General features: G+C 72.8%; 27 protein-coding genes and 1 pseudogene. 14 read left to right on the plus strand and 14 right to left on the minus strand.

Annotated elements, in window-relative coordinates:
• The first annotated feature begins 13 nt into the window (after nt 1-13).
• The gene (locus HHX37_RS04890) at nt 14-913 is read left to right on the plus strand and encodes a metal ABC transporter permease (RefSeq protein WP_182884600.1); all 900 of its coding nucleotides are present in this window, start codon (nt 14-16) and stop codon (nt 911-913) included.
• Nucleotides 910-1,737 carry a metal ABC transporter permease gene (locus HHX37_RS04895; protein ID WP_182884601.1) on the plus strand — a complete coding sequence of 276 codons (828 nt, stop codon included), beginning with the start codon at nt 910-912 and terminating at the stop codon, nt 1,735-1,737. The genes HHX37_RS04890 and HHX37_RS04895 overlap by 4 nt, the downstream gene beginning before the upstream one ends.
• Here the strand turns inward: HHX37_RS04895 and HHX37_RS04900 are convergent.
• From HHX37_RS04900 to HHX37_RS04910, 3 genes are all read right to left on the minus strand, one after another.
• Nucleotides 1,727-2,908, minus strand: a complete 1,182-nt coding sequence (locus HHX37_RS04900) for a zinc-dependent alcohol dehydrogenase (RefSeq protein ID WP_182884602.1) — start codon at nt 2,906-2,908, stop codon at nt 1,727-1,729. The genes HHX37_RS04895 and HHX37_RS04900 overlap by 11 nt on opposite strands.
• Nucleotides 2,909-2,980: 72 nt before the next feature.
• The gene (locus tag HHX37_RS04905) at nt 2,981-3,256 is read right to left on the minus strand and encodes an isoamylase early set domain-containing protein (RefSeq protein WP_111697340.1); all 276 of its coding nucleotides are present in this window, start codon (nt 3,254-3,256) and stop codon (nt 2,981-2,983) included.
• Nucleotides 3,257-3,356: 100 nt separating this feature from the next.
• Nucleotides 3,357-4,172, minus strand: a complete 816-nt coding sequence (locus tag HHX37_RS04910; RefSeq protein ID WP_310740261.1) for an SAM-dependent methyltransferase — start codon at nt 4,170-4,172, stop codon at nt 3,357-3,359.
• Nucleotides 4,173-4,340: 168 nt separating this feature from the next.
• On the opposite strand from HHX37_RS04910, the gene HHX37_RS04915 reads away from it, so the two are divergent.
• Nucleotides 4,341-5,330, plus strand: coding sequence for a zinc-binding dehydrogenase (locus tag HHX37_RS04915; protein ID WP_182884604.1), 990 nt, complete (start codon nt 4,341-4,343; stop codon nt 5,328-5,330).
• A gap of 51 nt (nt 5,331-5,381) precedes the next feature.
• Here HHX37_RS04915 and HHX37_RS04920 read toward each other — a convergent pair whose 3' ends face one another.
• The 4 genes from HHX37_RS04920 to HHX37_RS04935 all read right to left on the minus strand — a co-directional run bounded on the left by HHX37_RS04920 (nt 5,382) and on the right by HHX37_RS04935 (nt 10,075).
• A complete protein-coding gene (locus HHX37_RS04920; RefSeq protein ID WP_182884605.1) occupies nt 5,382-8,258 on the minus strand; it encodes a hypothetical protein in 2,877 nt (958 codons plus the stop codon).
• 114 nt (nt 8,259-8,372) lie between these two features.
• Nucleotides 8,373-9,431 (minus strand): sulfite oxidase, encoded by a 1,059-nt coding sequence (locus HHX37_RS04925; protein WP_182884606.1) that lies wholly within the window; start codon nt 9,429-9,431, stop codon nt 8,373-8,375.
• Nucleotides 9,432-9,476: 45 nt separating this feature from the next.
• Nucleotides 9,477-9,638, minus strand: coding sequence for a hypothetical protein (locus tag HHX37_RS04930; RefSeq protein WP_165900421.1), 162 nt, complete (start codon nt 9,636-9,638; stop codon nt 9,477-9,479).
• 92 nt (nt 9,639-9,730) lie between these two features.
• Entirely contained in the window at nt 9,731-10,075 is a 345-nt protein-coding gene (locus tag HHX37_RS04935) for an ArsR/SmtB family transcription factor (protein ID WP_182884607.1), read from the minus strand.
• Between the two features lie 110 nt (nt 10,076-10,185).
• Here HHX37_RS04935 and HHX37_RS04940 point away from each other — a divergent pair, with 110 nt between their 5' ends.
• The 4 genes from HHX37_RS04940 (at nt 10,186) to HHX37_RS04955 (ending at nt 13,791) form a co-directional block, all read left to right on the plus strand.
• Entirely contained in the window at nt 10,186-11,283 is a 1,098-nt protein-coding gene (locus tag HHX37_RS04940; protein WP_182884608.1) for an NADH:flavin oxidoreductase/NADH oxidase, read from the plus strand.
• A 54-nt stretch (nt 11,284-11,337) separates the two neighbouring features.
• Nucleotides 11,338-12,303: an LLM class F420-dependent oxidoreductase gene (locus HHX37_RS04945; protein ID WP_111697333.1), complete on the plus strand. Its 966-nt coding sequence runs from the start codon at nt 11,338-11,340 to the stop codon at nt 12,301-12,303.
• 82 nt (nt 12,304-12,385) lie between these two features.
• A complete protein-coding gene (locus HHX37_RS04950; protein WP_182884609.1) occupies nt 12,386-13,195 on the plus strand; it encodes an SDR family NAD(P)-dependent oxidoreductase in 810 nt (269 codons plus the stop codon).
• Complete coding sequence (locus HHX37_RS04955) at nt 13,192-13,791, plus strand: TetR/AcrR family transcriptional regulator (protein WP_182884610.1); 600 nt, start codon at nt 13,192-13,194, stop codon at nt 13,789-13,791. The genes HHX37_RS04950 and HHX37_RS04955 overlap by 4 nt, the downstream gene beginning before the upstream one ends.
• A 27-nt stretch (nt 13,792-13,818) precedes the next feature.
• Here HHX37_RS04955 and HHX37_RS04960 read toward each other — a convergent pair whose 3' ends face one another.
• Entirely contained in the window at nt 13,819-14,820 is a 1,002-nt protein-coding gene (locus HHX37_RS04960) for a sulfite exporter TauE/SafE family protein (protein WP_182883202.1), read from the minus strand.
• Between the two features lie 271 nt (nt 14,821-15,091).
• Here HHX37_RS04960 and HHX37_RS04965 point away from each other — a divergent pair, with 271 nt between their 5' ends.
• From HHX37_RS04965 to HHX37_RS38105, 6 genes and pseudogenes are all read left to right on the plus strand, one after another.
• Entirely contained in the window at nt 15,092-16,018 is a 927-nt protein-coding gene (locus HHX37_RS04965; RefSeq protein ID WP_182884611.1) for an ROK family protein, read from the plus strand.
• Nucleotides 16,019-16,120: 102 nt separating this feature from the next.
• Nucleotides 16,121-17,752, plus strand: coding sequence for a PP2C family protein-serine/threonine phosphatase (locus HHX37_RS37570; RefSeq protein ID WP_182884612.1), 1,632 nt, complete (start codon nt 16,121-16,123; stop codon nt 17,750-17,752).
• A complete protein-coding gene (locus tag HHX37_RS04975) occupies nt 17,752-18,834 on the plus strand; it encodes a cobalamin B12-binding domain-containing protein (RefSeq protein ID WP_259406156.1) in 1,083 nt (360 codons plus the stop codon). The genes HHX37_RS37570 and HHX37_RS04975 overlap by 1 nt, the downstream gene beginning before the upstream one ends.
• 74 nt (nt 18,835-18,908) lie before the next feature.
• Entirely contained in the window at nt 18,909-19,979 is a 1,071-nt protein-coding gene (locus tag HHX37_RS04980) for a cobalamin B12-binding domain-containing protein (RefSeq protein ID WP_182884613.1), read from the plus strand.
• Complete coding sequence (locus HHX37_RS04985; RefSeq protein WP_182883025.1) at nt 19,979-20,305, plus strand: STAS domain-containing protein; 327 nt, start codon at nt 19,979-19,981, stop codon at nt 20,303-20,305. Before HHX37_RS04980 ends, HHX37_RS04985 begins: the two co-directional genes overlap by 1 nt.
• 33 nt (nt 20,306-20,338) lie before the next feature.
• Nucleotides 20,339-20,395, plus strand: a pseudogene (locus tag HHX37_RS38105) (acylphosphatase); the annotation flags it as partial.
• Between the two features lie 37 nt (nt 20,396-20,432).
• Here the strand turns inward: HHX37_RS38105 and HHX37_RS04995 are convergent.
• The 5 genes from HHX37_RS04995 to HHX37_RS05015 all read right to left on the minus strand — a co-directional run bounded on the left by HHX37_RS04995 (nt 20,433) and on the right by HHX37_RS05015 (nt 23,938).
• Nucleotides 20,433-20,825, minus strand: coding sequence for a hydrogenase maturation nickel metallochaperone HypA (locus HHX37_RS04995; protein WP_182884614.1), 393 nt, complete (start codon nt 20,823-20,825; stop codon nt 20,433-20,435).
• Between the two features lie 5 nt (nt 20,826-20,830).
• The gene (locus tag HHX37_RS05000) at nt 20,831-21,466 is read right to left on the minus strand and encodes a hypothetical protein (RefSeq protein ID WP_182883023.1); all 636 of its coding nucleotides are present in this window, start codon (nt 21,464-21,466) and stop codon (nt 20,831-20,833) included.
• Nucleotides 21,467-21,725: 259 nt separating this feature from the next.
• Nucleotides 21,726-21,998 (minus strand): GlsB/YeaQ/YmgE family stress response membrane protein, encoded by a 273-nt coding sequence (locus HHX37_RS05005; protein WP_182884615.1) that lies wholly within the window; start codon nt 21,996-21,998, stop codon nt 21,726-21,728.
• Nucleotides 21,999-22,073: 75 nt separating this feature from the next.
• On the minus strand, nt 22,074-22,697 hold the full coding sequence (locus HHX37_RS05010) for a response regulator (RefSeq protein WP_182883200.1): 624 nt from the start codon (nt 22,695-22,697) through the stop codon (nt 22,074-22,076).
• A 35-nt stretch (nt 22,698-22,732) separates the two neighbouring features.
• Nucleotides 22,733-23,938 carry a histidine kinase gene (locus tag HHX37_RS05015; RefSeq protein ID WP_310740262.1) on the minus strand — a complete coding sequence of 402 codons (1,206 nt, stop codon included), beginning with the start codon at nt 23,936-23,938 and terminating at the stop codon, nt 22,733-22,735.
• A gap of 155 nt (nt 23,939-24,093) precedes the next feature.
• Here HHX37_RS05015 and HHX37_RS05020 point away from each other — a divergent pair, with 155 nt between their 5' ends.
• Complete coding sequence (locus HHX37_RS05020; protein WP_182884617.1) at nt 24,094-25,092, plus strand: DUF418 domain-containing protein; 999 nt, start codon at nt 24,094-24,096, stop codon at nt 25,090-25,092.
• A 17-nt stretch (nt 25,093-25,109) separates the two neighbouring features.
• Here HHX37_RS05020 and HHX37_RS05025 read toward each other — a convergent pair whose 3' ends face one another.
• Nucleotides 25,110-26,144 carry a LacI family DNA-binding transcriptional regulator gene (locus HHX37_RS05025; protein WP_182877612.1) on the minus strand — a complete coding sequence of 345 codons (1,035 nt, stop codon included), beginning with the start codon at nt 26,142-26,144 and terminating at the stop codon, nt 25,110-25,112.
• Between the last annotated feature and the right edge of the window lie 53 nt (nt 26,145-26,197).

A 26,197-nucleotide genomic window follows, 5' to 3' on the forward strand; every position in this document is an offset into this window, starting at 1 on the left:
GGGCGGCGCGATCATGATCTTCTTCGAGCCGTTCCAGCTTCCGTTCATGGCGCGGGCGCTGGCCGAGCTGGTCGTCCTCGGCGCGCTCGCGGGCACCGTCGGCGTGCTGGTGCTGCTGCGCCGCCTGGCCTTCGTCAGCGACACCCTGACGCACACCGTCTTCCCCGGGGTGGTCATCGGCCACCTCATGGCGGGTGACGGCGGCGTCTTCTGGGGCGCGCTCGCGGCCGGGGTCGTCACCGCGGTCCTGCTCACTCTGCTCACCGCCCGCCGCAGGGTGAGCGAGGACGCCGCGCTCGCCGTGCTGCTGACCACGCTGTTCGCGGTCGGCGTCGTGCTGGTGTCGCGGCAGACGGGGTTCACCTCCGACCTCACCGCGTTCCTGTTCGGCCGGGTGCTCACCGTCACCGAGGAGCAACTGGCGCAGACCGCCGTCGTGACGGTGCTGGTCGTGGCGCTGCTGGCGGTGCTGCGGCGGCCGCTGCTGCTGCGGGCCTTCGACCCCGTGGGCGCCCGCGCGGCGGGGGTCCGCGTCGGCCTGCTCGACCTCGTGGTGAACGTCGCGGTCGCTCTGGTCGTCGTGGCCGCCGTCAAGGCGGTCGGCACGATCCTCGTGATCGCGCTGCTGGTCGTGCCGGCCGCGGCGGCCCGCAGCCTGTCGGACCGGCTCGTGGTGATCGTGCCGCTCGCCGCGCTCCTCGGCGCCGCCGCCGGATGGCTCGGGCTGGTCGCGAGCTACGAGGCGTCGATCGGTTACGGCCTCCGGCTCGCCTCCGGGGCGACCGTGGTGCTCGTCCTGGTCGGGTTGTACGGCCTGGCCCACGCCGCCGCGTTCGCCCGCCGGCGTGCGGGGCTCGGCCGGGCCCGCCGCCGCACCGCGCCGGACGACCTCGACATCCTGGAGGCGGCGTGAGCTGGCTCGACTCCACCGTTCACCGGGCCCTTGTCGAGGCGGTCCTGGTCGGCGTGCTCGGCGGGGTGACCGGGGTGTTCGTCGTCGCCCGGCGGCTGCCGTTCTTCACGATGGCCCTCACCCACGCGACGTTCCCGGGCATCGTGGTCGCGGCCATGCTCGGGGTGAACCTCTATCTCGGCGGGGGACTCTTCGGGCTGCTGGTTGTCGCCGCAGTGCTGGTCTTCAGCCGGGGCCGCGGGCAGGACTTCACCACAGCGACCGGCATCGCCCTGTCGGGCGGCTTCGCCCTGGGGGTCGTGCTGGTGTCGTCGCAGGACGGGTTCACCCGCGACCTCGCGGCGTACACGGTGGGCGACGTCCTCGCGGTGAGCACGGGCGACCTCGCGGCGACCGCCGCCGTCACGGTCGGCGTGCTGCTCCTGCTGGCCCTGGTGGGCAAGGAACTGCTGCTCGCGTCCTTCGACCCGGTGGGTGCCGCGGCGCTCGGGCTGCCCACCGTGCTGCTCGACTTCGCCCTGCTGGCGGTCGTCGAGGTGACCGTCGTCGCCAGCGTGCCCGCCCTGGGGACGATCCTCGCCGTCGCGTTGATCGTCGGCCCGGCCGCGACCGCACGCCTGCTCAGCGACAGGATCGCGCTGCTGTTCCCGATCGCCGCGGCGATCGGGGTCGCCTGCGCGCTGGCGGGCGTGTGGGTCTCCACCGTGTGGGACGTCGCGACCGGGGCGTCGATCGCCCTGCTCGTCGGCCTGGTGTTCGGGACGGTCTTCCTCGCCACCGCCGTACGCGGCCGGACGAGACGGGCCGTGCCGGTCAGGGCGTGAGCAGGACCTTGATGGCGCCGTCCTCCTTCTTCTGGAAGATCTCGTAGCCGTGTGGGGCCTGGTCGAGCGGCAGGCGGTGGGTCGCCAGGTCCTCGACCCCCAGCGGGTCGCCGTCGCCGGTCACGAGCGGCATGAGGTCGTCGATCCACCGCTTGACGTGGGCCTGGCCCATCCGCAGCGCGATCCCCTTGTCGAACATCCGCAGCATCGGCAGGGGATCGGTCATCCCGCCGTACACGCCGCTGATGGAGATCGTGCCGCCGCGCCGCACGGTCTCGATGGCGTCCTGGAGGGCGGCGAGCCGGTCGAGGCCGGCGCGGGTCATCATGGCGGCGGCCGCCTTGTCGGGCAGCATCCCGGTGACCGTCTGGGCGAACTTGCCGACGGTGTAGCCGTGCGCCTCCATGCCGACCGCGTCGATGGCCGAGTCGGTGCCCCGGCCGCCGGTCATCGACCGGACCACCTCGGGCACGTTGTCGGTGTCACCCGCGTCGATCACCTCGATGCCGTGCCTGCGGGCCATCTCCAGACGCTCGGGCACGAGGTCCACGGCGATCACCCGGTGGCCGCGGTGGCGGGCGATGCGGGCGGACATCTGCCCGATCGGGCCGAGGCCGAAGACCGTGACGCTGCCGCCGTCGGGGATCTCCGCCCACTCGACCGCCTGCCACGAGGTGGGCAGCACGTCGGAGAGGTAGACGAACCTCTCGTCCGGCGGCCCCTCCGGCACCTTGATCGGCCCGAAGTGGGCCTGCGGCACGCGGAGATACTCCGCCTGGCCGCCGGGCACCTCGCCGTACAGCTTGGTGTAGCCGAACAGCGCGGCGCCGGTGTCGTACTCGCGGACCTGGGTGGTCTCGCACTGGGCGAACAGCGCCCGGTCGCACATGTAGCAGTGGCCGCACGAGATGTTGAACGGGATCACGACGCGGTCACCGGGGGCGATGTGGGTGACCTCCGCGCCGACCTCCTCCACGATCCCCATCGGCTCGTGGCCGAGGATGTCGCCCTCTCCTATGAACGGGCCGAGCACCTCGTACAGGTGGAGGTCGGAGCCGCAGATGGCGGTCGTGGTGACCCGGATGATCGCGTCGGTGGGTTCCTTGATCGCCGGGTCCGGTACCTCCTCCACCCGAACGTCGCGCTTGCCGTGCCAGGTGAGTGCCTTCATGGTTTCCCCTTCCAGAAGGGCCTGGGTGTCACGATCGTTCCCGTATGCCCGAGTTATGGAAGAGGAAACGGCTCAGAGGTGGAGCACGCTGCCCTGCTCGTCCACGTGGTCGGCGCCCTCGTCGTCGAACCACACGCCGCCCGTCGCGAGGTAGCGGAACCGGTGCGCGCCGGGCGGGAGGATCACCGACACGGTACGGGTGCCGTTCCTGCGTCGCAGCAGTTCGTGGCGGCCGGGCAGCCAGTCGTTGAAGTCGCCGACCACACTGACCGTCCCCAGGGGCTGGTCGACGGGCAGCGTGAAGGTCACCCGGGTCTTCGGACCGAACAGCCTGTTGCGCTTCAGCATGCGTCTCCTCCCATCCAATGCGATGACGCATATCTTCGCGTATCGCACCTAAAGGAAGAAACCAGTACAGGAAGGACGTAACACAATATTCACGGCTTTTTCAGGGAATTCGGCCGACCCCACAGAGGAACCAGGTGGGCAGGTTGCGCCGGGCCTGCCGGGCAAGCGGATTCTCGTCGTCGGGCCGCCAGTCGTCCAGCGGGACGAGGCCGGGATCGAGGACTTCGCAGCCGTCGAACAGTTCCTGGATCTGGTCGCGGCTCCGCAGGGTGACGCCCGCGTCCGAACCCCGGTAGACGGCCGCCCCCTCCCGGGCCGCGCCGCCCCGCTCCTCGTCCGTGACGTGGGACAGCACGAGGTGACTCCCGGGGACGACGGCGTCCCGCAGCCTGGCCACGAGCTGGGCCGGCTTGTCGGCCTCGGACAGGAAGTGCACCACGGCCACGAGCAGGATCGCGACCGGCTGCGACAGGTCGATCAGCGACCGCAGCCCGGGATCGGCGAGGATCTCCTCGGGCCGCCGCAGGTCGCCCCGCACCGTGACGGTGGAGCCGGCGCCGGACAGCAGGGCCCTGGCGTGCGCGAGCACGACCGGGTCGTGGTCCACATACGCCACCCGCACGGTGGGATCCAGTTCGTGGGCCACCTCGTGGACGCCGCCCTGGGCGGGTAGCCCGGTGCCGATGTCCACGAACTGCCGGATGCCGGCCTCGGTCACCAGGTGGCGTACGGCGCGGCGCAGGAAGGCGCGGTTGCGGCGGGCCAGCATGCGGGCCTCGGGCGCGACCCGCAGGACCCGCTCCGCCGCCTCCCGGTCGGCCGCGTAGTTGTTCTTCCCGCCGAGGAAGTAGTCGTACATGCGGGCGGGGTTGGGGACGCTCGCGTCGATGCCCGGCGGCGGCGCGTCATCGGCCACGTGTCGTCTCCCTGACCGGCGGTAGCGAAGGTGACTCGCAGCGATCATAAAGGCCGCCCGGGGAAAACCCAACGCCCGTACGGCCTAGGACCATCGGCCGATGTCGCCGGGGGTTCGGGCCGATCTATAACGGAGCTGCTCAGTTGTTCGCGGAGGGGAGACAGCCGCATGTACGCGGTCCGACTGCACGCCTTCGGCCCTGCCGGCAACCTCGTCTACGAGGAGGTCGCCGATCCCGAGCCCGGTCCCGGCCAGGTCCGTGTCGCCGTACGGGCGGCCGGGGTCCACCTGGTCGACACCGTGCTGCGGGCCGGGAAGTACGGCGGGGGCCCGATCCCGGTGCCCGACCTGCCGACGATCCCGGGCCGGGAGGTCGCCGGGATCGTCGACGCGGCCGGGCCGGAGACCGACCCCGCCCTGGTCGGCAGGCGGGTGGTCGCCCACCTGGGCATGGCCCCCGGCGGCTACGCCGAACTGGCCGTACGGGACGCGGCCGCGATCCACGAGATCCCGGACGGCCTGGGCTTCGGCGAGGCGGTGGCGATGATCGGCACCGGCCGGACCACCATGGGGATCCTCGACGTGGCGGAGATCCGGGCGGACGACGTCGTCCTCGTGACGGCGGCGGCGGGCGGCGTCGGCGCCCTCCTCGTCCAGGCGGCGGCGCGGGCCGGCGCCACCGTCGTCGGGCTGGCCGGCGGCGCGGCGAAGACGCACCGGGTGCTCGGCCTGGGCGCCGCCCACGCCGTGGACTACACCGCTCCCGGCTGGCCCGAGGCGGTCCGGGCCGCCCTCGGCGACCAGGAGGTGACGCTGGCGCTGGACGGCGTCGGCGGGGACCTCGGCCGGCAGACCCTGGAACTGCTCGGCGTCGGCGGCCGGCTCGTGCTGTTCGGCTGGGCCGACGCGGCGGGCGGGCCGACCAGGCTGACCACCGAGGACCTCTACGCCCGCGGCATCACCGCGTCCGTAGCCGTCGGCCCGCGGGTGCTGAAGCGGCCGGGCGGCCTGCGGGGCCTGGAGGAGCGGGCGCTCGCCGCCGCCGCGTCGGGCGCGCTGACGCCGCTGGTGCAGAGCTTCCCGCTCAAGGACGCCGCCGCCGCGCACACGGCGCTGGAGACCCGCGCCACCGTCGGCAAGGTGGTCCTGGTCCCCTGAAAGCGCCGTGCGCTCACGCGGGAGACGATCAGGCGAAGGCTTTCGCCGCCGTCACTTGGCGGCGCGGTCGATGAGACCGCGCAACTGCGTCGCCTCCTTCGACTCGCCGATCTTGCCGAGCTTGGGCGCGAGCCCCTTGGCGATGGACTTGAGCCGCCAGGCGGGAAGGATCACCGCCGCGTTGTACAACGCCGTGAGGGTGGTGGAGTCCGAAGGCACCTCCATCTGATCTTTCGCGAAAGTGAGCAGTTCGCCGGCGAGATAGCGCTGGGTCTCGATCGTGACGCCGCTCGTCGAATTCACGAAGAAGTCGACGAGCAGCGGCGTCACAGTGGCCCTGTCCGCCACATTCTGGAGCGCGAACGCGCAGTACGAGGCGAGGATGTTGTTCAGGTACCGCGCGGTCAGGGCATCGGTGTCCTTGGCGGCGTCCAGCGCTTTCAGGTGCATCTGCACCGGAGCGATCGTCAGCGCGCGCAGATTGACCGGTGTCTCGCTCGGCTCCAAGCCGGGGGGCGTGCTGGTCGCCAGGTGGCCGAACGCGTAGAAGCACTCGACCATCGTCGCCTTCGACTCGTGGCCGGTGTTGATGCGCACGTACTTGCCCTCGACGCCGCCGACGCTCGGGATCTGGCCGGAGTACGAGGTCCGCAGGAACGAGAAGCTGAGGCGCTGATCGATGAGGACGAGCTTCTTGAAAAGCTCGTCGGTGTCGACGGCGGGCGTCCTGCGCATGAGCAGCGGGATGCCGTCCACGTACGACGTCCCCTGACTGAAGTCCGATCGTTCGATGGGCCAGCAGAACTCGTCCACGAACTTGGCGTTCCCGGCGGCGCTGCGCATCAGCGCCAGCTCGTCGCGGTGCCCGTGCCTGAGCATGTGCACCACGAGCTGCGACTCATCGTGTCCCGCGAGGTCGAGATCCAGGTCTTGCAGCAGCGCCTCGGCCCGTGCGTACGAGGACTCGAGGTTGTCCTTCGCCGACAGCATCGTGAGGTTGCCGGCGGCCACCTTGCCGGTGCCGAGCGAGGCGTACTTCTGGAAGCTCTTGCACAGGAAGACCTCCAGCGCGCCGGCGGCGACAGCGTCCTTGAGGCCGTCGAGCACGATCTCGATCTGGGTCTTGCCGCCCGGCTTGGGCGCGACCTCGATGGTGGTGTCGATGATCAGCGCGAACGGCGACTCGCCCTTCTTGTGCGTCTTCACCCTCTGCAGGACGTCGGTCACGAGTTTCTCGGGGGACGGCGCGAAGGCGGGCGTGCTCGGGTTCAGCGCCGCCACCAGGACGTCCTTGTGGGGGGTCGCCTTCTCGCCCTTCTTGAGCTTGCCGAGCAGGAACGTGATCTCGTAGTAGTCGATCGCCTCGGTGGACCGCGCGACCTCCTCCTGGTCCCGCCACGACAGCGCGATGTACAGCGCGGTCGCGAGCGCGTCCATGCCGCTCGTGGTGAGGCAACTGTCGACCTGGATCTTGTCGCCCTCGACCAGCGTCGCGATGCTCGGCGCCCGCTCCAGCAGGATCTCCCGCATCGTCGTCCGGTAGTCGGTCCAGTTGTAGTACTTGCCCACGGCGACGACGACGGCGATCTCGTCCATCATCAGGTCGACCGCGCGCATCGCCACCGTGGGGTTGTCCACGTTCTCCACGACGATGTCGAGGAGCCGGTTGAGGGACCCGATGGCGTTGGCGGTCAGCGCGTCGTAGCGGTCGGGGCCGAGCTTGTCGGTGAGGCCGAGCACGAGGTGCTCGACCATCGCGCAGACCGGCGCGATCACACCCTTCCCGCGGGCGATCTCCTGCAGCCGGGAGAACAGGCTGGAGGTGATGAGCTGCACGAGGTCGGCCTGCGTGTCGACTGTGAAGTCAGGCTTGGGAGCGGGCTTGTCCCTGTCCACGAGCTCGTAGAGCTGGTACGCCGACGGCGTGGCGCCGAGTTCGTAGAGAACCTGGCTCCACAGATGCCCGGAGTGCTTGCCGGTGCCGCTCAGCACGCTGATGCCCGAACTCCCGATGAGCGGTTTGATCGAGAGATCGGCGCACACCTTCGGAGGCAGCACCATCTCGAGCTTGCGCAGCACGCGCGGGCTGTTCACCAGGATGTCGTCCTTGCCGATTTTCCCGCTCATCTGCAGCTTGTCTACGAAGAGGTTCACCTTGTCCCGGAAGTTCGTGCGCCAGTAGAGGGCCGCGCGGGAGTTCTGGGCCGACAGGTTACCCAGCTCCGCGCGCTGGCTCGGCGCGGCGCGGAAGCCGATCTGGTCGACGAGGTGTTCCTGCGTCGTCCCCTTCACCTTCACCGTCTTGCCGATTTCGGTGCGGCGCTGCGTGGAGTACGCGGACCCACCGCCGGCGATGGAGTCGAGGAGCTTCAGCGCGTCTCGCAGGTGGCTCATCGACGTTGCGTCGCGGGCGTCGTCGACGCGCTGCGCGAGCTTGACCAGGTCGACGGTGACCTTGTCCGGGGCCTTGCCTCCCGGGGCGAGGTCGAGCGCGTCGAGCGTCTGCCAGTCGCGGCCCTTCTCGGTCTTCTCGGGCAGCTTCCTGGGCTTGTCCGGCGGCAGGAGGTCGAGCGTGTAGACCAGGTCGTCGCCGTGCGGGTCGTCGTGCCGCGGCACCGGCTGCTCCTTCGGCGCCTCCTGCACCAGGTGGGCGAGGCGGACAGCGGCGGTCGCCTTCATGAACGCGCGGGCGACGTCGCCCATGAGCTGTGCGGCGATGAGCCGGGACATCGCGCTGCGCTCGTTCGCGGAGCGCTGGGCCAGGGTCTTGGCCATGAGCCGTATGGACCCGAGCACTCCGGGGTTCGCGTCCTCTCCCAGCTCCTTGGCCACCGCCTTGGCGGTGTCCTCGCCGGGCTTGGTGACGAACGCCTGCCAGGCCTTCGGTAACGCCGCTTCCGTGGACGACTCGCTCGACATGCTCGACATGGTTCCTCCTGGATCTCATGCATGCGGACGTACGTATGACTGAAGCGGCGTCGCTCATGCTCGACCCTGGACCGGTCCACGTCAATGGCTCCGGCTTCTGAATCCGTAACTGCCTCAGGCCACGAGGACGGGGTGGGGGAGCACCGAGTTGTGGCAGTAGCCGAGGGCGTTCCAGGGGGTGGCGTCCGGCTGGGAGCGGCCGTGCTCGTCGGTGGCGCGCACACGTACGACGTGCGCTCCCGGGGTGGGATCCCAGGTGAAGCGCCACCGGGTCCAGACGCCGGGGAGATCCGGCCCGTCGAGGCCGGCCGGCCGCCAGGGGCCGTCGTCGATCCGGTAGTCGACCGCCGCCACCCGGTTCTCCCCGGCGTACGCCCGGCCGCGGACCAGGCGCGGGCCGGGCCGCAGCCGGGCCGGCCAGGGCAGTTCGACCAGGCTCGCGACGGGGGTGGAGGTGATGGGCACGGCGGTCTCGCCGGGAGTCACGAGCACGTAGTCGTCGGTGTTCCACGCCACGTGCAGGGGGTGGTCGGACACCTCGATCCGGCCCACCCACTTGACGCTGGCGGCGCCGAGCCAGCCCGAGACCACCACGCGGGCGGGGAAGCCGTGGTCCGGTGGCAGGATCTCGCCGTTCATGGCGAGCGCGAGCAGGGTGTCGGGGGCCAGTGCCTTGGCGAGGGGCATCGGACGGCGTGCGCGGCCCTCGTCGAGCCCTTCGGGCATGACCTCGACCGCGGTGCCGGTGAGCCCGGCGGGTTCGAGCAGGTCGCGCAGCGGGACGCCGGTCCACTCGGCGGTGCCGATCGCGCCGCGGCCCCACTGGACCCCGTCGAAGCGGCGCCCGCACTCGGCGGCGAACAGGGCGCGCCGGTTGCCGGCGCACTCCAGCGTACGGACGACCGACACGAGCGGGAACCGGTGCCACAGGTCGTCGTAGGTGTAGTCGACGGCTCGCCGCACGCCGGCGCCCTCGACGCGCAGCGTCCAGATGCGGGGGTCGAGGCGGGGGGTCGGCGCGTGACTGCGGACGAAGAACCGGTCGTTCGGGGTGAGCAGGCCGGGCAGGCGGTCGGGCCGGGTGCCGTAGTCGAGGCCGGTGCCCGCGTCCTCCATCAGGGCGGCGGGAGTCGGTTTCACCACCGCCGTGCCGGGGGCGCCGCATGCCCGCATCCGCGCCTCCTCACACTGTCGGCGGCCCGGCGCGGACGGCGGGCGTCAGCCCAGGTCGCCCGCCCGCCGGGCCTGGCGCTCGGCCCAGGACGCGAGGCGCGACCAGCGCCGGGCCGCGGCCATGCGGCTCGCGACGCGGGCGTGGTCCGCCGCGCGGTGCAGCTCGGTGACCCGCTCGGTGGCCAGGGAGTAGTCGTAGAACATCATTGCCGCCCCAACGCCGTTGTAACTGTCTTTATTTTCTTAGGCAGTTACCAAGGTAACGCAAAGCCGGTAACTGGTCAAGGCGATTTGGACGGTTACGTACGCTGGACGCACCGCGTCTCGTACGCGCGGAGCACGCAGTCCAGCAGGCCGGGGAAGAGGGCGTCGAGGTCCTCCCGGCGCAGGCAGTTCATCTTGGCGGTGCCGCGGTAGACCTGCCTGATCACCCCTGCCTCGCGCAGGACCCGGAAGTGGTGGGTGCTGGTCGACTTGCTGACCGCGAGGTCGATCGCCGAGCAGGACGACTCGCCTGCGCCCGCGAGGTAGTGCACCACCTGGAGGCGGGCGGGATCGGACAACGCGTGCAGCACGCCTTCGAGCCGGATCTCGGCCCGGTCCGGATGGTCGAGCGTCCGGAGTTGAGGGGTGGTGGACGGCATCGGCGGCTCCCTTCGCGAACCCCTCATTGTACGAGGACCATCGTAGTTTGACAGATGGCGTACTACGACGGTTATCGTACTAGCGTCCCGACGACGAGAGGAGCGCGGCCGTGAGCGCGTTGTTCGAGCCCCTGACCCTGCGCGACCTGACCATCCCCAACCGTGCCTGGATGTCGCCGATGTGCCAGTACTCCGCGGCGGTGGAGGGGCCGGAGCAGGGCGTGCCCACCGACTGGCATCTCACCCACCTCGGGTCGAGGGCGGTTGGTGGGGCCGGCCTGATCATGACCGAGGCCACCGCCGTGTCCCCGGAGGGCCGGATCAGCCCCGCCGACCTGGGGCTGTGGAACGAACGGCAGCAGGAGGCGTTCGGCCGCGTCACCCGGTTCCTGACCGAGCACGGCGCGGTGCCCGGCGTCCAGCTCGCCCACGCCGGCCGCAAGGCGTCGACGGACCGGCCGTGGCGCGGCGGCGCGCCGGTCGGCCCGGAGGGGCACGGCTGGCGGCCGGTCGGGCCCGGCCCGATCCCGTTCGACGAGGGCCACCCGGTGCCCCACGAGCTGGACGAGGCGGACATCCGGCGGCTCGTCGCCGCCTTCGCGGCGGCGGCGCGCCGGGCGCTCGCGGCGGGCTTCAAGGTGGTGGAGGTCCACGGCGCCCACGGCTACCTGATCCACCAGTTCCTGTCGCCGTTCACCAACCACCGCACCGATGCGTACGGCGGCTCCTTCGAGAACCGCGTCCGCTTCGCCCTGGAGGTGGTCGACGCGGTGCGCGCGGAGTGGCCCGAGGAGCTCCCGGTGTTGTTCCGCGTCTCGGCGACCGACTGGCTCAGCGAGAACCCCGAGGACCCCCGCGAGGGCTGGACGGCGGACGACACCGTGCGGCTGGCCAAGGAACTGCTCTCCCACGGCGTCGACCTGCTGGACGTGTCGTCCGGCGGCAACGCGCCGCGGGCGCGCATCGCGACCGGTCCCGGCTACCAGGTGCCGTTCGCGGCCCGGGTGCGCGCGGAGACCGACCTGCGCGTCTCGGCCGTCGGGCTCGTCACCGAGCCGCGCCAGGCGGAGGAGATCGTCGCCTCCGGGCGGGCCGACGCGGTGATGCTCGGCCGTGAGCTGCTGCGCGACCCCTACTGGCCGAACCGCGCGGCCCGGGAGCTGGGCGCCGCCGGCCGATGGCCCCACCAGTACCACCGGGCCGTCTGAGCGGCCCGTCTGGGCGGCCCGTCTGACCTGGACGGACGTGGGTAGGGGTCGCGTATGGCAGAGATCGGTTTCACACTCATGTCCGAGCAGAGCCCGGCGAAGGAGCTGGTGGAGGACGCGGTCACGGCCGAGCGGGCCGGTTTCGACTACGCCGTCATCTCCGACCACTACTTCCCCTGGCTGGACGAGATGGGGCACTCCCCGTACGCCTGGTCGGTGCTCGGCGCGGTGGCGCAGGCCACCGAACGGCTGCCGCTGATGACGTACGTCACCTGCCCGATCATGCGGTACCACCCGGCGGTGGTGGCCCAGAAGGCGGCCACGGTCGGGGTGCTCAGCGACGGGCGGTTCACGCTCGGGCTCGGGGCGGGCGAGAACCTGAACGAGCACGTCGTGGGGCACGGGTGGCCGCCGGTCAACACCCGGCACGAGATGTTCCGGGAGGCCATCGAGGTCATCAGGGAGCTGTTCCAGGGTGGCTACCGCAACTACCGGGGTGAGTACTTCGACATCGACTCCGCCCGGGTCTTCGATCTGCCGGAGCGCCCGGTGCCCATCGCGATCGCGGCGTCCGGCGGCCAGTCCGCGGACATCGCGGCCGAACTCGGCGACGGCCTCATCGCGACCGACCCGGACGGCTCGCTGGTGGAGAAGTTCGCCGCGTCGGGCGGCGAGGGCAAGCCGGTGTACGGCCAGCTCGCCGTCTGCTACGACCCCGACCGGGACGCCGCCGTCGAGCGGGCGCATCGGATGTGGCGCTGGGCGGTGACCGGCTGGAAGGTCATGTCCGAGCTGCCCGCCCCGGTCAACTTCGCCGCCGCGACCGAGACCGTACGGCCCGAGGACGTGGCCGAGAAGGTGCCCTGCGGCGCCGACGTGGACGCCGTGGTCGAGGCGGTGCGGCAGTACACCGACGCCGGGTTCACCCACCTCGCGCTCGTCCAGGTGGGCCGGGAGCGTCAGCGGGAGTTCTTCGAGTGGTCGGAGAAGGAACTGCTCCCCGCACTGCGCTCGCTCTGACGGGCTCGCGCTGATGGGCTCGCTCTGACGGCCCAGAATTAGAGAGTTGCTCTAGAGAGTTTCTCTAATTAGAGTCGCTCCCATGACGCGTACGGCTGTGGTCACCGGAGGTTCCCGCGGGATCGGGCAGGCGGTCGCGGCCCGCCTCGCCGAGGAGGGGTACCGGGTCGTGATCGTCGCCCGCGATCCCGTACGGGGAGAGGCGGCGCGGGCGGCCCTGCCGGGCGACGCCGTGCTGGTCGTCGCCGACCTGGGCGAGGCGGCGTCGGTGCGGGAGGCGGCCCGCGCCCTGCTGGACGCCTGCCCGCGCCTCGACGTGCTGGTGCACAACGCGGGCGTCTGGCCGGCCCGCCGCGAGATCACCGCGGACGGCATCGAGCGCGCGTTCGCGGTCAACCACTTCGCGCCGTTCCTGCTCAACCACCTGCTGGAGGATCGGCTGCGCGAGAGCGGCACGCGGGTGGTCCAGGTCAGCGCGGGCCTGTACGTCAAGGGCCGGGCGGAGCCGGGCCGGACCGCGACCGGGCTGGACTTCCACCCCATCCGCACGTACGCGGACACCAAGCTGTGCAACCTCATGATGGTGCCGCTGTTCGCCCGGCGGTGGCAGGATGCCGGGGTGACGATCGACGCGGTCCACCCGGGCGTGATCCGGACCGATCTCGGGGCCAGGGGCGGCCCGCTCGGGCTGGTGCTGAAGGCGGTCAAGCGCACCTGGGACACCCCGGAGGCCGGCGCGCGGCCCGTCGTGCGGCTCGCCCTCGACGCCTCGGGCGGCACCGGCCGCTACTTCGAGATCGACGAGGAGACCCCGCTCGCCCCCGTCGCCCGGGACGCCGCGCTCGCGGAGGCGCTGTGGAGGCAGGCCGCGACCCTCACCGGGACGGCGTGACCCGGCAGCGGCGCGGCGAGGAGACGGCGCGGCGGCTGCTCGACACCGCCCTCGCCGTGTACGCCGACGACGGCCCGCAGGGCTTCACGATGCGGGCGGTCACCGCGCGTGGCGGGATCAGCGTGGGCAGCCTCTACCACCACTTCGGCAGCTTCCCCGGCCTCGCGACCGCGCTCTACTCCGCGTGCCTGGCCGATCTGCTCGACTCGCTGGTCGAGGCCGTGGAGGGGGTGGACGACCCCCGCGCGGGGGTGCGCGCGATCGTCGTCGCCTACCTCGGCTTCGTACGGGAGCACCCGGCCAAGGCGAGGTTCCTCCACGCCTCGCCGTACCTCGGGCACGTGGAGCCCGGCGCGGCGGCCGCCGCGAAGACGCCGCGCCTGGACGCGCTGGTGGGGTGGCTGCGCCCGCACGTCGCGTCGGGGGCTATCGCCGGCCTGCCCGTGCCGGTGATCGAGATACTGCTGATCGGCCCGGTGGCCGAGGTCACGCGCCGGTGGATCGCCGGTGCGCCGGAGGCGGACCTCGACGAGGCCGCTCGGCTGCTGCCCGAGCCCATCTGGCAGTCCCTGCGCCGCCACCCGCCCGCCTCCTGAGCCGGGCCGCCGGCGCCGCCGCCGGCCCTACTGCGCGGCGATCCGGTCGGAGTCTCTGTCCGAGGAGTCCGGTGAGGAGTCCGGTGAGGTGCCCGCTGAGGAGGCCGCCGTACGCGTCCAGGGCAGCGGCGGCAGGCCGCAGCGCACGCGCAGGACCATCCAGAAGGCCGGGGCGAGCAGCAGCACGGCGAGCAGGGCCCAGACGGTCTGCGCGTTGCCGACGCCGAACATCTTCAGCGCCGAGGCGAGCAGCACGAAGGCCAGGGCGCGGCGGATCAGGCCGCCGGGGGCGCGGGAGGAGATGCGCGAGCCGAGGTAGACGCCGGGGATCGAGCCCGCCAGCAGCGCGACCGTGACCGACAGCGTGAACTCGCCGAAGAGCAGGTGGCCGAGCGCGGCCGACATGACCAGCGGCACGGCCTGGACCAGGTCGGTCCCGACGAGCTGGTTGGCCTTCAGCGCGGGGTAGAGCGCGAGCAGGGCCACGATGATCAGGGAGCCCGAGCCGACCGAGGTGATGCCGACGACGAGCCCGCCGACGGCCCCCACCAGCGCGGTCGGCAGCGGCCGTACGGTGACCGAGGGCATCTCGGTCGCGGCCGGCTCGCCGGGGGCGGCGGTGCGGCGGCCGGTCTCGGGGGTGCGGCCCTCGGCGCGGTCGCGCATCGCGAGGTAGCCGCGTACGGCCAGGCCGGCCGCGGCGATGAGCAGCGCGATGCCGAGGCCCTTCTGGATCACGCTCTGCACGCCCTCGCCGGTGCCGAGGGCGCGGGCGATGAGCACGCCGCAGAACGCCGCCGGGACCGAGCCCGCGCACAGCCAGGCGACGAGCCTCAGGTTGACCGTGCCCCGGCGCAGGTGCACGAGGCTGCCCACCGGCTTCATCACGGCGGCGGCGACGAGGTCGCTGGAGACGGCGGCGAGGGGCGGCACGCCGAAGAACGTCACGAGCATGGGCGTCATGAGGGCGCCCCCGCCCATCCCCGTCAGGCCGACGACGACGGCGACCAGAAAGGAGCCGATCGCCATGGTGTAGTCGAAATGCACCAGCGAACCCTACCAAATCGATCGGAATTATGGAAAGCCCTGTTCATCAGGCCGGGTCCCCTCGCGGCCCTTCCCGCCCCCGCCCCGCCGATGTCCGCGGGGCCGGATATTTACCGCTGAACCGGTTCGTCGGCGGCCACCCGGGTGCCGGTGACGGAGCGTTGACGCGGTGGTCGTCAAGCGACTACCGTTGCGTGGCCTTATCCGGTTAAGCGACGGGAGTGACCGTGGTGGAGAGACCGGGGACGCGGCGATGACCGTGCTCGCGGTGGACATCGGCGGCACGAAGTTCGCCGCCGCGGCGGTCGCGCCCGACGGCGAGATGCTGGCCCGCACCGAGGTGCCGCTGAGCGGCCCGGAGTCGGCCGGCCGGACGCTCTCGGAGGTCGTGCGCCGGATCACCGAGCGGGTGGCGCCCGACCGCCTCGACGGGATCGGGGTCGGCTCCGCCGGTCCGCTCGACCCCCGCCGCGGCACGGTCAGCCCGGTGAACATCCCCGCCTGGCGTGACTTCCCGCTGGTCGACGCGCTCGGTGAGACACTGCCCGGCCGTCCCGTACGGCTCGCGGGCGACGCCCAGTGCATGGCGCTCGGCGAGTGGTGGCGCGGCCTCACCGGCCCCATCGCCGACGGGCCCGCCGGGCGGAGCCGGGCGATGCTCGGCATGGTCGTGTCCACCGGCGTGGGCGGCGGTCTCGTGCTGGACGGCGTGCCGTACGTCGGCCCGACCGGCAACGCCGGCCACATCGGCCACATCACCGTCGATCCCGGCGGCGAGCCGTGCCCCTGCGGCGGCGTCGGATGCGTCGAGACCATCGCCAGCGGGCCCGGCATGGTGCGCTGGGCCGCCGCGAACGGCTGGACCGGCGCGGACGCCCGCGCTCTGGCCGCCGACGCCCGCGCCGGTCATCCCACCGCCGTCCGCGCCTTCGAGCGCGCGGGCGGCGCGCTGGCCACCGCCGTCCTCACGGCGTCCGCCCTGTTCGATCTCGACGACGTCGTCATCGGAGGGGGCGTGGCCGCGGCGGGACCGATCCTGTTCGACCCGCTCAGGCGGGCGATCGGGCGGAACACCGGGCTCGGCTTCCTGCGCCGCCTGCGGGTGGAGCCGACCTCACTGGGCCGCGACGCCGGGCTGTTCGGCGCCGCCGCCCTGGTCCTGCTCCAGGGCGTCGCTTGACCCACCCCGTGGTCAAGGGGCGCGGATCAGGCCGTCGGGGCCGAAGGTAGTCTGACAAAGACGACGGATTCGAGGACCGAGGGCCATGAGGAGAACGCACGGGTGAGAGGCGCCACCGGCTCCACGAACGCGGGAGCCGCGCGGGCGACGCCCGGCGACATGGCGGCGCTGCTGGACGGCAGCGACGAGGGAATCGTGTTGTGCGACGCAGGCGGCGTCGTGCTGCTGGCCAACGCGGCGGCGGCCCGGCTGGCGCCGGAGATCGTCCCGGGCAGGCCGGTTCCCCCACAGCTGGACCCGGCCGGATCGAGCACGGTGACGTACGGCGGCCGGGTGATCCGGGTGCGGACGGAGGCGGCCGGCGACCACCGTGCTCTCTACCTGAGTGAGGCGCCGTCCCTGCCGCGCCGCGCCGAGTTCCTGCTGGAGGCCGCGCGCCGCCTGTTCGCGTCGCTCCACCCGCGCCGATGCGCCCGCGCCGCCGTGGATCTGGGCACCGAGTTCCTGTGCGACCTGGCGGTCGTGGTGCTGCCGCCCGCCACCAACCGCCGGGTCGAGTGGATCCGGGCCGTCGCCGGGCGCCCCGGACCGGAGGAGGGCGTCATGCCGCTCTCGACGGCGCTGCGGGTGCCGGGCCTGACCGACGCGCTCGCGGGCCTGACGCACGGCTCGGGCGGGCGGCAGGACGCGGGCGCCGCGCCGGACTGGCTGCTGCCGGAGGGGTTCGGCCCGGCCGGCGACCTGCTGGTCTTCCCGCTGCCCGGCAACGGCGTCCCCGCGGGGGCGATGGCGCTGGTCCGCCGCGCCGGTCGGCCTCCGTTCGACGACGAGGCCCTGGCGATGGTGCGCGACCTCGCGTCCCGGGCGGGCGCGGCGCTCTCGGCGGCCTCGCTGTTCCGGGAGCAGAGCGCGGTGAACGCCATCCTGATCGACGACCTGCTGCCGCCCGACCTGCCGGAGGTCGAGGGCATGCGCCTCGCCGGGAGGCTCCGGTCCTCCCAGCAGGCCGGCGCCGTGGGCGGCGACTTCTACGACGTCTACATGTCCGAGACCGGCGCCGGTCACGACAGCGGGATCGGCATCCTGGAACGTCCGCCTCTGATCATCCTGGGTGACGTCTGCGGCAAGGGCGCCCGCGCGGCCGTACTGGCCGGGCAGGTCAGGCAGAGCCTGCGCGCGCTGCTGCTGCTGGAAAGCCGCCCGGTCCAGCTACTCGAACTGCTGAACCGGTCGCTGCTCGCCTCGCCCGCGCCGAACTCCTACGTCACGCTGGTCCTCGCGGCGCTCCGGGTCGCCCCCGACGAGCACGTGCTGGTGGATCTGGCCGTGGCGGGCCATCCGCCGCCGCTGGTGCTGCGCCGGGACGGCACAGTGGAGGAGGCGCCCGCCCGCGGCTCCCTCCTCGGCGCGCTGAAGAAGACCGTGGTGCGGCCGGCCACGGTCGACCTGGCTCCCGGCGAGGTGTGTCTGCTGTACAGCGACGGCATCACCGAGGCCTTCGGCGGCCCGACCAGGCGGGAGATGTTCGGCGAGGAACGGCTCAAGGAGGCCCTGGCGAGCTGCGCCGGCATGCCGGTCGACGCGCTGGTGGAGCGGCTGGAGCAGATCAGCAGTGAGTGGCTCGCGGGCGGCCAGCAGGACGACCGCGCCCTCCTCGCCGTACGGGCTGGCGGGTACGACCCGGCGACGGGTGCCACGCCGGGTGCCAAGACCGTGTGGGCGGAGACGACGTGATGACCCAGGCAGAGATGACGGGCGGACCGGCGGGCACCGGCGCCGGGACCGCGGTGGAGCGCTACCTGAAACTGATCGGCGAGGCCGACGAGTACGGCGCGGTCGATCTCGTCCTGGACCTGATCGACGAGGGCGTCCCCGCCGAGGACGTGCTGCTGCGGGTCGTCGCCGCAGGCCAGCGCAGGGTGGGTGAGCTGTGGGCGGCCGGCGACTGGTCGGTGGCCCGCGAGCATGGGGCCACCGCGGTCAGCGAGCGGGCCGTCGCGGCGATCGCCGGGCGGGTGCGGCCCAGACCGACGCGCGGCCGGGTGACGGTGGCCTGCGCCGACGGGGAGTATCACGCGCTGCCCACCCGCATGCTGGCCGAGGTGCTGCGGCTGCGGGGATGGCGGGTCGACTTCCTGGGGGCGAGCGTGCCGGGCCCGCACCTGATCACGCACCTGCACCAGACGGGCCCCGACGTGGTGGCGCTCGGCTGCATGATCGCGACCCGGCTGCCCCGGGCGCACGCCACCATCGCCGCCTGCCGCGCCGTGGGCGTCCCGGTCCTCGCGGGCGGGGCCGCCTTCGGCGCCGACGGCCGCTTCGCCCGCCTGCTGGGCGCGGACGCGTGGGCGCCTACCGCCGACGCGGCGGCCGACCGGCTCGCCGCCGGGCTGCCGTCGTTCGCCGCCGGCAGTGACGGGGCGGTCCACCTGGGCGACGAGGAGTACGGATACCTGACCCGGCACCGCGCCGAGGTGCTGGCCAGGGTGCTGGGCCTGCTCAGCGAGTCGTACGCCCCGATGGGCGGATACAGCGAGCGGCAGCTTGAGCACACCGCGGAGGACCTCGGGCACATCGCCGACTTCCTCGCCGCCGCGCTCTACGTCCACGACACGAGCCTGTTCACCGACTTCGTCACATGGACCTGCGAGGTGCTCTCGGCCCGGAAGGTGCCCGCCGAGTCGGTGGTGCTCGGGCTGCGGCTCTTCCGGGATGTGCTGGCCGACTGCCCGCGCGCCCGCGCCCTGCTGGCCGAGGGCATGGAGGCGGCGGCCGCCTCCCGCCCGTCCGGCGGCTCGCCCTCACGGGTAACGTGAGAAAAAGGACTCAGCTGAAGGGGGCGTGACGTGGGAAGACCCCGGCGGCTCCCCCCTCGGCCGGTGGCCGTGCGATGGTGAGCGCCCCGGCGGCGGGCTTCACGAGCGAGATCGTCCGCTATCTGCGACAGATCGAGGAGGCCGACGAGTCCGGCGCCGTCGACCTGGTCTTCGGGATGCTCGACGAGGGCGTTTCCGCGCAGGACGTGCTGCTGCGGGTGATCGGTCCGGCCCAGCGCCGGGTCGGCCGGCTCTGGGCGGTCAACCGGTGGACCGTGGCCCAGGAGCACGCGGCGTCCGCGGTCAGCGAGCGGGTCGTCGCCGCCGTCGCCCGCAGGGTGAGCCCGCCCCCCACCCGCGGGCGGGTCGTGGTCGCCTGCGTGGAGAGGGAGAATCACGCGCTGCCCACCCGCCTCCTGGCCGAGGTGCTGCGCCTGCACGGATGGCGGACCGACTTCCTCGGCGCCAGTGTGCCCGCACCCCATCTGGTCGAATGGATCGGGCAGGCCGGCCCCGAGCTCGTGGCGCTCGGCTGCACGCTGCCCGTGTGGCTGCCCCGCGCGCACCGGGCCGTCGGCGCCTGCCGGGCCGCCGGCGTCCCCGTCCTGGTGGGCGGGGCCGCGTTCGGCGCCGACGACCGGATCGCCCGTCTGCTCGGCGCGGACGCCTGGGCCCCGGCCGCCGACATCGCGGCCGACCTGCTCGACGCCGGGCCGCTGCCGCTCGCCGGGGAGAACGGCGCCGAGTTGCCGGCCGACGGCGAGTACGCCTGCCTCGCCCGGCGCCGGGGCGAGCTGCTGCCGCGGGCGCTTGAGCTGCTCGCCGCCTCCTACCCGCCCATGCGGGACTACGACCCGTGGCAGATGGAGCAGATGACGGAGGATCTCGGGTACGTCGCCGACTTCCTCGGCACCGCGCTGTATCTCGGCGACGTGTCGGTTTTCACGGACTTCGTCACCTGGGCCTGCATGGTGCTGGCCGCGCGCGGAGTGCCGAGCGAGTCCGTCGTGCTCGGATTGGCCGTCCTGCGCGGTGAGCTGACAGACTGCCCTCGAACCCGGGCGTTCCTCGCCGAGGGCATGAGAGCGGCGGGCGCGGCCCACGGCGCCCCCGATCACCCCGAACCCGAAGAGACGAGCCCCTGATGCAGGACACGCCGCCGTTACTGGTCGAGTACGTCACCCCCGAGCCAGGCACCGCGCGCCTTGTGCTGACCGGCGAGCTCGACTACACCACCGTGGACGAGGCGGCCGAAGAGGCGGACAAGGTGCTCGCGGACAACCCGCGGGTGATCGAGCTCGACCTGGCCGGGCTGAGGTTCGTCGACTCCTCCGGCATCGCCGTCGTGATGAACCTCTACCGGGGAGCCGAGGAACGCGGGGCGGCCTTCCGGATCGTTGCGCTGACCGCCTACCTGCGCCATCTGCTGCGGGTCATCGCCCTCGACGACGTCTTCGACCTGCCCGACTGAACCGCCGCCTGAGCCGCCGCCGTCCGGGTCGAGGGGATCGTGCAGGGGGTCGGCTTCCGGCCCTTCGTGTACGGCCTCGCCACGCGGCTGGGCATCGCCGGGCCCGCTCACGTCGGCCGTGGCGAGGTCAGGCCGATCGGACGGGATCTCCACGATCTCGCCCGGACTCCCCAGGCACATGGGCCGCCTCCACGATCTGGACCGACTCCAGGACGAGGCGGTCCCCACCCTCGGCGTCGATGTCGATGCCCCCGCACTTGCCGCAGATCGTCATCGGGTTGTCGCACAGGGCGTTGTGCCCGCAGCCCCGGCAGACGAGCCGGACGGGCTCGACGACCAGGTCGAGCGTCGCCCCCTCGGCCACCGTGCCGGTGGCGGCGAGGCCGAACGCCTGCTTCAGGACCGCGGGGGAGACGCGGAGCAGGGCGCCCGCCCGCACCCGGGCCCGCCGTACCCGCCTGCCCTTCGCGCGGTGCTCCACGGCGTCCAGAACGGCCTCGGCGATCCCGAACTCGTGCATCGCCGTCACACCCCCCTGACCTGCGGGCCCTCGTCGACAGGGCCCGGGCCGAACGCTCCTCCGCTGATGCCGATCAGCAGGTGGGCCGCGACCAGCGAGTGCCGCAGGGCCTCCTCGCGCGGCGCGTCCGCACGCTCCCAGCGGGCCGTGTTGTGCACCTCCACCCGCAACCTGACCAGCCCGTACGGATCGGCCAGCCGCTCGGCGGAGACCCGCAGCTCCGCGTGGATCGGCTGGTGCTCGCAGGTGACGCGGCCCGTGCGCTCACCGCTCGGGGAGAGGATCGGCTCGATCTCCCGGCCCCCGGGCACGTGGACCTCGATCGTGCGCCGCCCGCCCGTCAGGGGGATGACGGCCCGGGTCTCCCGCTCGACGGCCTCGTCGAAGCCGAGGTAGTCGTGCCCGGCGACGGTCAGCTTCGGCACCGGCCAGTAGCCGTCGTCCTCCTCCCGCTCCACGGTCCTGCACCTGACGTGCAGGAACCGCAGCCGCAGGTCGATCGTCGCGTCCGGGTCCGCCTCGAGGAGGCACTCGGTCACGCCGGCCGACGGCTCGCCGGGAAAGCCCGGCGGCGCGAGCACGCCGAACTGCCAGCGCATGCGGTGCTCCATCGGCGCCGTCATCGGGCCCGCCTCTTTCACGAGCGCCTCCCTCCGGGCTCACCTGACACCACGCCACCCGACAAGAAGCCGTACGACGGTGACCGCGACCGCCTCGTCCGAGCAGGTGACACACGTCTCATCACGGCAGTTCGTCAAGACCCCCGAAACGCCCCCGAAAGACGACCGTACGCCGCCCCGGGCCGGGCGAATTCAAAGGAAGTCGGTGATTACGTAAAGGTCGGTGAAGTCCGGGAACGCGCCGACGGCCCCGGCATGTGCCGGGGCCGTCGGAGAGGGCCTATCCGACGCTTCGGCGCCTGAAGAGGGCCACGGCGGCGACGACGCCCAGGGCCGCCAGCGCCACCTGGATGATCAGTTCCAGCCAGTCGATGCCGGGGGTGGTCGCCACTCCGAGGCCCCGCGCGATCGCCGTGCCGATGAGGGCGGCGATGATGCCGATCACCATGGTCAGCCAGATCGGGATGGCCTGACGCCCGGGCACGACCAGTCGGCCGAGAGCGCCGATGATGAGTCCGATGATTATGGCGGAGATGATGCCGCTTACGGCCATGCTGCCACCCTTCTCTAGTTCTGCTGCCCACCTCCTGCCCGTTCCGGGTGATTTGACACATTTTGGGCAGTTATGTCACGTACGTCCTATGAGTCGGTTCTCCCAGGCCCATGCGGCGATCTCGACGCGGTTGCGCACCCCGAGCTTGGCCTGGATGCCCGACACATGGGTCTTGACCGTGCTGAGCGAGATGAACAGCTCCGCGGCGATCTCCTGGTTGGTACGGCCCCGCGCGATGGCGTGGACGACCTCGATCTCCCGGTTCGAGAGGGGATGTTCCAGACGGGTGGCCGGGTGGGTGGTCCAGTGGGTGGTCAGGTGGCGCAGCAGCCGCAGCGTGACCGAGGGGGAGACGAGGGCGTCCCCGGCCTCGGCCGCCCGCACTGCCTCCACCAGCAGGGCGGGGCCGCAGTCCTTCAGCACGAAGCCCACCGCGCCCGCCCGCAGCGCGCCGTACACGTACTCGTCCAGGTCGAAGGTGGTGACCACGACCACCTTGAGCGGCTCGGGGACTCCCGGGCCGGCCAGGAGACGGGTGACCTCGATGCCGTCGAGCCGGGGCATCCGCACGTCGACCAGGCACACGTCCGGCCGCAGCCGCCGGGCCAGTTCGACGGCCTCGGCGCCGTCGGCCGCCTCGGCGACCACCTCGATGTCGGGCTGGTCCTCCAGGATCAGCCGCAGGCCGCCGCGTACCATCGCCTGGTCGTCGGCCACCAGGACTCTGATCGTCGTCACGCGTCGTGCCGGGACTCTTGGCGGGGGCTGGGCAGGGTGGCCGGCAGGGGGGCGGGCAGGGTGGCGAGCACCGACCAGCCGGATCCGGGGCGTGGCCCGGCCCGCAACGTGCCGCCGAGCGCCTCGACCCGCTCACGCATCCCGAGCAGGCCGTACCCTCCGCGCGATCCCGCCTGCGACCCCGGCGGCGCGTCGTCGGCGACCTCCACGACGACGACGTCCCGGTCCCGCTCCACGCTGACCGTGACCTCGCGGGCCCGCGGCGCGTGGCGCGCGATGTTGGTCAGCGACTCCTGCACCACCCGGTAGACCGTCGAGGCCACCTCGGGCGGCCACGCCGCCGTCTCCTCCTCGCGCGGCAGCCGCAGGCGCACCGGGCGGCCCCCGGCCTCGAACCGCCCGACCAGGTCGCCGAGGCGGCCGGGCTCGGCGACACCCGGGCCGGCGTCGGGGCCGCCCTCCTCGGCGACGCGCAGCAGGCCGACGACGCGACGCATCGCGGCCAGCGCGTCGGACCCGGCCGCCTCGATCTGGCCCAGGGCGTCGCCCGCCTTCTCCGGGCTCCGCCGCGCGACGAGCCGGGCGGCCTGCGCCTGCACCACGATGCCGGTGACGTGGTGGGCGACGACGTCGTGCAACTCCCGGGCCAGCGCCAGCCGTTCGGCCTGGCGCACCGCCTCCGCGACGGCCCGCCTGCGGGCGTCGAGCAGTCGCGGGCTCAGCCCGGCCACGACGGCGGCGGCCCAGGCCGCGACGTTCATCGCGGTGACCGACGGCACCCCGGCGGCGGATGTGTGCGCGGTCAGCAGGCTGCCGACGGCCACGGCCAGCCCGCCGGCCGCAACGCCGCAGGCCGTACGGACCGGCAGTCTCCTGACCGCCGCGGCGACCAGCACGGCCAGGCCGAGGGCCATCCCGGGACCGGGCTCGGCGGGCAGACCGGCGAACCTGGCGGCCAGGACGGCGGTCGCCGCCACGGCCAGGCCCGCCACCGCCGCCCATGCCCGGTCGCGCCGCCGGAACAATGCGATGGCACAGACCGCGGCCCCGGCGGCGCAGTCGAACCGCCAGTAGCCCCCGCCCCAGCTGTCGGCGATGAGAGAGGCCCAGAAGGCCAGGACCACGGCGAACACGGCGCCCAGACCGGCGTCGGCCGCCCATCTCCGCACCCGGCCCCCGGCTACAGCGCCCTCAGTAAGCACAGGGCCGAGGTTACGAGTGCCCTCAGTAAACACAGGGCCGAGGCTACGAGATGGGCGGGCCGCGCAGAACCAGCCGAAAGTATGGTCCCGTGCCGCCCGATTCCCGCTTGCGGCCGATGCCGGAGGCGTACGGGCCCGCGCAGGATGCGGCTCTCATGGAAGCTCTCACGGAACCTCCCGCAGCCCACAGAACGCGACGTGAGCGCATCACCGCGCTCGACGTGGTGCGCGGCTTCGCGCTGTGCGGAATCCTGCTCGCCAACGTCAAACCCATCGCCCACACCGGAGACGTCCTGCGGGCGGCCGCCCCCACGACCCCCGACGACGCCTGGATGGGCCTGCTCGTCGAGCAGCGCTTCTTCCCGATCTTCTCGCTGCTGTTCGGCGTCGGGTTCTCGCTGCTGCTGGAATCGGCCGCCGCCCGGGCCGCCCGCCCGAGGGTGATCCTGCTGCGCCGGCTCCTCGTGCTGCTCGCGGCCGGGCTGGCGCACTTCCTCCTGCTCTGGCCCGGCGACATCCTCAGCACGTACGCCGTCATCGGCCTGCTGGTGCTGCTGCCCTCGACCTGGCTGCCGCGCCGGGTGGTCGCCGGGCTCGCCCCTGTGCTCGTCGCGGTGGCGCTGTTCCTCGGCGGGGAGAGGTTCACCCTGGTCGCCGGATTGTTCCTGCTGGGATCCGCGCTGACCAGATACGGCGTGACGGCCCGGATAGAGCGGTCCACCCGGGTGCCGGCGCTGCTCGGACTGGCCTTCGCGGTCGCGGCGGCGCCCGCCCTGTGGTGGTCGGCCGGTCAGGAGGGCGACGACCCCGGATTCGGGCGGGCGCTCGCCCTCTCCGGGCTGCTGGTCGCGGGGATCTACGTCTGCGCCCTGCTCGTGCTGCTGCGGACGCCGCTCCGGCCGGCGCTGACGGCCGTCTTCGCGCCGCTCGGCCGGATGGCGCTGACCAACTACCTGACCGCGACCGTCCTCGTCCTGCTCGCCGCCCGCCTCTGCGGATGCTCACCGGAGGCCTGGTCCTCGGCGAGAGTGGCACTGACCTCGGCCGTCATCCTCGCCGTCCAGTGGCTGTGGTCCGTTCTCTGGCTGCGCACCCACCGGTACGGCCCGCTGGAGTGGCTGTGGCGATGGGCCACATGGGGCCGCCGGCCGTGAACGGAGCCGTAGAAAGGTCAGGAACGGGGCGGCGCGGTGCTCTCCCGTACGACGAGGGTGGTGGCGAGTTCGACGCGGTGCTGTTCGAGCGGCTCGCCGTCGGCGAGGTGGAGGACCATCCGCGCGGCGGTGGCCCCCATCTGCACGAGCGGCTGCCGTACGGTCGTCATGGGCGGCCCGGCCCACTGGGTGAACGACAGGTCGTCGAACCCGATCACGCTGAGGTCCTCCGGGACGCGCAGCCCGGCCCGTCTGGCGGCCTCGTACACGCCGAGGGCCTGCAGGTCGTTGGCGCAGAAGACGGCGGTCGGCGGGTCGGGCAGGCGCAGCAGTTCGGCGCCGTCGCGTAACCCGCCCTCCACATAGAGGGTGCTGATCCGCAGGAGGGCGGGGTCCACGTACACGCCCGCCGCGTCCATCGCGGCGCGGAAACCGTCGAGCCGGGCCCGGCAGCACGGCCACTGGGTGGGCCCGCTCAGCATGGCGATGCGGTGATGGCCCAGGTCGAGCAGGTGCCGGGTGGCGGCCATCCCGCCGCTCCAGTTGGTGGCCCCGACGGACGGCGTCTGGTGCAGCGGCTCCCCGGTCGGATCCAGCACGACCAGGGGGATCGAACGGGTGGCGAGCTGGGACTGCTGCTGCACGGTGAGCTCGGAGAAGACCGCCACGACCCCGGTGGGACGGCGGGCGAGCACCTGTTCGGTCCAGGCCCTGCCGGGGGTGAGCCTGCCCTGCATCTCGGTCAGCACCACGGCGAGCCCGCGCTCCCGCGCGACCTGCTCGACGCCCTGGATGATCTCCAGCGCCCACAGGCTCTCCAGGGCGTGGAAGACCAGTTCCAGGATCGCGGCGGGCTCGCTGTCGCGCCGCCGGTAGCCGTGCTCCCGGAGCACCGCCTCCACGCGCTGCCGGGTGGCCAGGGCGACCCCGGCCTGCCCGTTGAGCACCCTCGACACGGTCGGCGGAGACACACCCGCCAGATGGGCGATCTCGGCCAGAGTCGGCCGGTGCCGGGGAAGCTCCCCTCCGGGGGCCCGGTCGGTCGCGGTCACCGCCCCAGTATGCAGGACAGGCGATCAGGACTCACCCGCGGCTCTCCTCGCTC

Origin of the sequence: Microbispora sp. H10885 (assembly GCF_014161415.1) — a bacterium.
Classification (GTDB): domain Bacteria; phylum Actinomycetota; class Actinomycetes; order Streptosporangiales; family Streptosporangiaceae; genus Microbispora; species Microbispora triticiradicis.